The sequence below is a fragment of the Solimonas soli DSM 21787 genome (assembly GCF_000474945.1).
In the GTDB taxonomy this organism is placed as follows: Bacteria; Pseudomonadota; Gammaproteobacteria; order Nevskiales; family Nevskiaceae; genus Solimonas; species Solimonas soli.
This window is the reverse complement of sequence record NZ_AXDW01000018.1, coordinates 1-6,119: the sequence shown is the minus strand read 5'-3', so window position 1 is coordinate 6,119 and position 6,119 is coordinate 1. Positions and strand designations below refer to the sequence as shown.

Here is a 6,119-nt window from a genome sequence, read left to right as displayed (position 1 = left end):
GGGCGTTGCGGCGCGCGGTGCGGGTGCCCACCTCCCCTGACCCCTCCCCCCGCAAGCGGGCGGAGGGGGACGGTGATGAAAGTGCGGCGCACGGCTTCGAGCCCTCTCCTCCCACCGGGAGGAGAGGGTTGGGTGAGGAGGGCGCTGCGGCGCGCGGTGCGGGTGCGGTGCGCGGTGCGGGCGCCCACCTCCCCTGGCCCCTCCCCCCGCGAGCGGGCGGAGGGGAATCGGGGCGAAAGTACGGCGCAGGGCTTCGAGCCGCATCGGATTCAGAACGCCGGCTTTTGGTGCCAGGCCCAGGCGTCGGCGACGATGCGGCGGATATCGGCGCGTCGCGGACGCCAGCCGAGCCGCTCGCGCGCCTTGCGGCTGCTGGCGACCAGCGTCGCCGGATCGCCGGCGCGACGCGGTCCGCGCGGGATGTCGAGCGGGCGGCCGACGACGCTTTGCGCCGCCGCCAGCACTTCGAGCACGGTGAAGCCGGTGCCGTTGCCGAGATTGAAGGTGTGAAAGCCCGGCTGCGCGCGGCTGTACTCGAGCGCCAGCAGATGCGCGTCGGCGAGGTCGCAGACGTGCACGTAGTCGCGCACGCAGGTGCCGTCACGTGTCGGGTAGTCGGTGCCGAAGATCTGCACGTCGAGCGCTTCGCCGGCGGCGCGGCGCAGAAGGCGCGGAATCAGGTGCGATTCCGGCTCGTGCGATTCGCCGATGAGGCCGGAATCGCAGGCGCCGGCGGCGTTGAAGTAGCGCAAGGCCGTCGCGCGCAGGCCGTAGGCGCGCGCGGCGTCGTCGAGCATGCGCTCGACGGCCAGTTTCGAATTGCCGTAGGGATTGATCGGCTGGCAGGGATGCGTCTCGTCGATCAGCTCGGCTTGCGGCTCGCCGAACACGGCGGCCGTCGACGAGAACACGAATTGCGACACGCCGGCCTCGCGCATCGCCTGCAGCAGCGCCAGAGTCGCGCAGACGTTGTTGGCGTAGTACTTGTACGGATCACTCATCGACTCGCCGACCAGCGAGCTGGCCGCGAAGTGCATCACCACGTCGATGCGATGCCGGCGCAGGGTGTCACCGACCGCGGCGACGTCGCCGAGCGAAGCCTCGACCAGCTCGCCCCACTGCACGGCGGCGCGATGGCCGGTCGCCAGATTGTCGAGAACGACCACCGCATGTCCGGCTTCGGAAAGACATTTGCACATGTGCGAGCCGATGTAGCCCGCACCGCCGACGACCAATACGTTCACGCTCACCCCTGATTGCGTTTGCGGTTGCCGGCCAGCGAATCGAGGGCCGGGCTTGCGTCCATGCAAAAATCGGGCAGCTCCAGTTTCGACAGTTCCAGCTCCGGCATGCGCGAATCGACCTCGTGCAGCAGCCGGCAGACCTTGCCCAGCTGCTCGTCGAGACGCTGAACGTGATCGAACATCACCGACATCGCGTTGGCGACCGGATCGGGCATGTCCTTCGACAGGCCATAGGCGTCGAAGCCCATCTTCTTCGCCATCGCCGCCACGGCCTCCGAGGGCTCGGCCGCCTCGCGCACGATGCGCGCCGGAATGCCGACCACGGTGGCGCCCGGCGGCACTTCCTTGACCACGACCGAATTCGAGCCGACGCGCGCACCGGCGCCGACCGTGAACGGCCCGAGGATCTTGGCGCCGGCGCCGACCACCACGCGATCGCCCAGCGTCGGATGGCGCTTGCCCTTGTTCCAGCTGGTGCCGCCCAGGGTCACGCCGTGATACATCGTCACGTCGTCACCGATCTCCGCCGTCTCGCCGATCACCACACCCATGCCGTGATCGATGAAGAAGCGCTGGCCGATGCGCGCACCCGGGTGGATTTCGATGCCGGTGATCCAGCGCGCGAGATTCGAGTTGACGCGCGCCAGCCACTTGAGGCCGTGCGTCCACAACCAGTGACTGACGCGGTGCGCCCAGATCGCGTGCAGGCCCGGGTAGCAGGTCAGCACTTCCCAGGTGCTGCGCGCGGCGGGGTCGCGGTCGAAAACGCTGGCGATATCTTCTCGGATGCGGGCGAACATGGCGTTGGCAATCAATGGGCTGCGCCGAAGCGTCATTCTAGACCAATTCGGTCCTCTTTAATCGGCGGACGGCATGCCATCGCCCGGTTCGAGCGGCACGCGGCGGTTCTTCGGTTTCTCGATCGAGGTAAGGATGCCGCGCAGGATATTGAGCTCGTTGCGGTCCGGCGCGGCGCGGTTGAAGAACTGCCGCAGCCGGCGCATGAGGAGGCGCGGATTGGCCGGATCGAGAAAGCCGGTCGACAGCAGGATGCGTTCGAGATGGCCGTAGAAATGCTCCATCTCCTGCGTCGAGGGCGGCGCGTACAGCGGCCCCTGGCGGCCGGCGACGGATGTGGCCTGCGGCAGCGCGGCGCGGCGCAGTTCGTAGGCCAGCACCTGCACGGCCTGCGAGAGATTGAGCGAGCTGTAGCCGGGATTGGTGGGAATCATCGTCACCGCGTGGCAGAGCTGCAGTTCCTCGTTGGTCAGGCCGGTACGTTCGCAGCCGAACACGATGGCGACCTTGGCGGCCGATGCGGTGGCGACCGCGCGCGTCGCCATGTCCCAGGGCGCCAGCGGCTCGTCGCCGAGGTGACGCGGTCGCGCCGAGCTGGCGGCGACCCAGCCGCAGTCGGCGATCGCCTCGCCGAGCGTGGCCACCACGCGCGCGCCGTCGACCACGCCTTCCGCGTGCGCGGCCGTCATGCGCGCCTGCGGATGCGGGAATCGCGAGGGATTGACGAGCACCAGTTCGGACAGGCCCATCGTCAGCATCGCGCGCGCGGTCGAACCGATGTTGCCCGGGTGCTGGGTGTTGACGAGGACGACGCGGATGTTGGCGAGCGGCGCAGCCAAGCCGGATGCGGCGGAAGGAGCGGAAGTCATGCGTGATATTCTACGCGGCCTCCTCCGCCCCTTATCCCGTCCGGCCCGTCATGCACCCGCTGGTCAATATCGCCGTTTCGGCCGCCCGCGCGGCCGGCAATTTCATCATGCGCTACTACGAACGCAGCGATCAGCTGCAGATCGAGCGCAAGAGCCACAACGACTTCGTCAGCCAGGTCGACCGCGGCGCCGAGCAGGAAATCATCCGCCTCATCCGCAAGGCCTATCCGCAGCACGCCATCCTCGCCGAGGAAAGCGGCGAAAGCGCGGGTTCCGGAGCCGGTCCGGATGGCGGCAGTGAAGTCACGTGGATCATCGATCCGCTCGACGGCACCACCAACTTCCTGCACGGCATTCCGCATTTCGCGGTGTCGATCGGCGTCCAGGTGCGCGGCAAGCTCGAGCACGGCGTGATCTACGCGCCGTGCACGCAGGATCTCTACTGCGCCTCGAGGGGCGACGGCGCGACGGTCAACAACCGCCGCATCCGCGTCAGCGCCTGCAAGGACGTCAGCCAGGCGCTGATCGGCACCGGCATCCCGCTGCGCGAGGAATATCTCGACCGCTACCTGCCGCAGCTGCGCAACGTCGCCGCGGAAACCGCCGGCCTGCGCCGCGCCGGCTCGGCCGCGCTCGATCTCGCCTATGTCGCCTCCGGACGCCTCGACGGCTTCTGGGAGTTCAACCTCAAACCCTGGGACATGGCCGCCGGCGTCGTCCTGGTACGCGAGGCCGGCGGCATCGTGCGCGCGCTCGACGGCAGCGACGACCCCCTGCGCGAGGGCCACGTGCTCGCCACCAACCTCAAGCTCGAGACGGATCTGGTGCGGATGCTGCGCTGAAGCGCGCCCCCGCCCGTCCGCGGCGAGTCCTTCGCTCCGCTTGTGCCTTCTTCATCCAGCGCGCCGAACCCGCAGCGCGTGCCGCAACGCCCTCCTCACCCAACCCTCTCCTCCCCGCGGGAGGAGAGGGCTCGAAGCCGTGCGCCGCACTTTCACCTCCGATTCCCCCTCCGCCCGCTCGCGGGGGGAGGGGTCAGGGGAGGTGGGCGCCTGCACCGCGCGCCGAACCCGCAGCGCCGCCATACCACCCTCCTCGCCCCTTCCTCCCCTCGGAACAAGAAGGCTCGAAGAGATATCCAGCCTGCCCGGCCGCCGACAAGCCTCATTCAAGATCGGCACAATGCCGCCTGAGCCCCGGAGGCCGGCATTGACCACAGCACAAGAAGAAATGCCATGCTCAAGCACCTGATGCCCCGCGAAGACCGTTTCTTCGCGCTGTTCAATGCCCACGTCCGCCACACGGTCGAGGGCTCGGAAAAGCTGCTGGCGCTCATGCAGGCGCTGAACCGCTCGCCGGACGAGGCGCGGAAGCTGGCCGACGAGATCGATACCATCGAGCATCGCGCTGACGAGATCACGCACCAGACCGTCGCCCTGCTGCATTCCACCTTCATCACGCCGCTCGACCGCGACGAGATCCATCAGCTGATCTCGCGCCTCGACGATGTCATCGACACCATCCAGGCGGCCTCGCAGATGGTCTCGACCTACGACCTGCGCAGCGCGACGCCGGAGGCGATCCGCTTCGCCGAGATCATCCGCGCCAGCGCCGAACGCGTGGCGCAGGCCGTGAACCTGCTGTCCGACATGGACAACGCGAAGAAGATCATGGCGGCGACGCGCGATATCGGCACGCTCGAGGGCGAGGCCGACGAAGTCCTGCGCACCGCCCTGTCGCGCCTGTTCCGTGAAGAGACGGACGTGCGCAACCTGATCAAGCTGAAGGACATGTACGAGGCGCTCGAGACCGTGACCGACCATTGCGACGATGTCGGCAATCTGCTCGAAGCCATCATCCTCGAAAACTCCTGAGGCGCCTGCCGATGGACCACATGACCCTGGCGGTCATCGTCTTTCTGATCGTGCTGGCGCTTGCCTTCGACTTCATCAACGGCTTCCACGACGCCGCCAATTCGATCGCCACCGTCGTCTCGACCGGCGTGCTGAAGCCGCAGCTCGCGGTATTCTTCGCCGCGGCCTTCAACTTCCTCGCCTACTTCCTGTTCCCGCTCAAGGTGGCGGCAACCATCGGCAAGGGCACCATCGACCCGGCCATCATCGATCACTACGTGATCTTCGGCGCGCTGGCCGGCGCCATCGCCTGGAACATCATCACCTGGTACTTCGGTCTGCCGTCCAGCTCCTCGCACGCGCTGATCGGCGGATTGGTCGGCGCCGGCATCTGCAAGGGTGGTGTCGCATCGCTGATCTGGCCCGGCCTGCTCAAGACGATCGCTTTCATCGTCGTCTCGCCAGTGCTCGGCTTCGTGCTCGGCTCGGCGCTGATGCTTGGCGTGAGCTGGCTGTTCTTCCGCGTCTCGCCGCGTCGTGTCGACAAGATCTTCCGGCGCCTACAGCTGTTCTCCGCCTCGCTGTACAGCCTCGGTCACGGCGGCAATGACGCGCAGAAAACCGCCGGCATCATCTGGATGCTGCTGATCGCGACGACGGCGACGAATCCCGCCATCCTGCCGCACTGGATGCACGCGCACGCCGACCACCTGCCCGGCTGGATCGTCGCCGCCTGCTACGTGACGATCGCCGCCGGCACCATGTTCGGCGGCTGGCGCATCGTCAAGACCATGGGCCAGAAGATCACCAAGCTCAAACCCGTCGGCGGCTTCTGCGCCGAAGTGGGCGGCGCCGCCACGCTGTTCCTCGCGTCCGGGTTCGGCATTCCCGTTTCGACGACGCACACGATCACCGGAGCGATCATGGGTGTCGGCGCCACGAGGCGCTTCTCCGCCGTGCGCTGGGGCGTCGCCGGCTCCATCGTCTGGGCCTGGTGCCTGACCATTCCCGCCAGCGCCCTCATCGCCGCTGCCGCCTGGGCGCTGGGCCGCACACTGCTTTAAGCCGAAACACCAGGCGCGCCTGATCCGCGCCCCTCCTCACCCAACCCTCTCCTCCCGCCGGGAGGAGAGGGCTCGATACGCGCGTAGTGCTGTCGTTCCGGCGTCCCTCTCTGCCCGCTCGCGGGCGGAGGGGTCAGGGGATGTGGGGACGCGCGTCGCTCACCGAACTCTCGGCGCGCGCCGCACCGCCCTCCTCACCCAACCCTCTCCTCCCGCCGGGAGGAGAGGGCTCGAAACCGCACGCCGCGCTCTCAACACCGATTCCCCTCCGCCCGCTCGCGGGGGGAGGGG

General features: G+C 68.1%; 6 protein-coding genes. 3 read left to right on the top strand and 3 right to left on the bottom strand.

What is annotated here, in order from left to right; genetic code table 11:
- Window positions 1-269: 269 nt before the first annotated feature.
- From galE to K344_RS21085, 3 genes are read right to left on the bottom strand one after another with little or no spacing between them, the layout of a single operon-like run.
- Window positions 270-1,244 carry a UDP-glucose 4-epimerase GalE gene (galE, locus tag K344_RS0109855; protein ID WP_028080529.1) on the bottom strand — a complete coding sequence of 325 codons (975 nt, stop codon included), beginning with the start codon at window positions 1,242-1,244 and terminating at the stop codon, window positions 270-272.
- A gap of 2 nt (window positions 1,245-1,246) precedes the next feature.
- Complete coding sequence (gene cysE, locus K344_RS0109850) at window positions 1,247-2,044, bottom strand: serine O-acetyltransferase (protein WP_028080528.1); 798 nt, start codon at window positions 2,042-2,044, stop codon at window positions 1,247-1,249.
- Between the two features lie 57 nt (window positions 2,045-2,101).
- Window positions 2,102-2,911: an RNA methyltransferase gene (locus K344_RS21085; protein ID WP_051362095.1), complete on the bottom strand. Its 810-nt coding sequence runs from the start codon at window positions 2,909-2,911 to the stop codon at window positions 2,102-2,104.
- A gap of 50 nt (window positions 2,912-2,961) precedes the next feature.
- Here K344_RS21085 and K344_RS0109840 point away from each other — a divergent pair, with 50 nt between their 5' ends.
- From K344_RS0109840 to K344_RS0109830, 3 genes are all read left to right on the top strand, one after another.
- Window positions 2,962-3,753 carry an inositol monophosphatase family protein gene (locus K344_RS0109840; protein WP_028080527.1) on the top strand — a complete coding sequence of 264 codons (792 nt, stop codon included), beginning with the start codon at window positions 2,962-2,964 and terminating at the stop codon, window positions 3,751-3,753.
- Window positions 3,754-4,146: 393 nt separating this feature from the next.
- A complete protein-coding gene (locus tag K344_RS0109835) occupies window positions 4,147-4,785 on the top strand; it encodes a DUF47 domain-containing protein (protein ID WP_028080526.1) in 639 nt (212 codons plus the stop codon).
- An 11-nt stretch (window positions 4,786-4,796) separates the two neighbouring features.
- A complete protein-coding gene (locus K344_RS0109830) occupies window positions 4,797-5,828 on the top strand; it encodes an inorganic phosphate transporter (protein ID WP_028080525.1) in 1,032 nt (343 codons plus the stop codon).
- The last annotated feature ends 291 nt before the right edge of the window (window positions 5,829-6,119 follow it).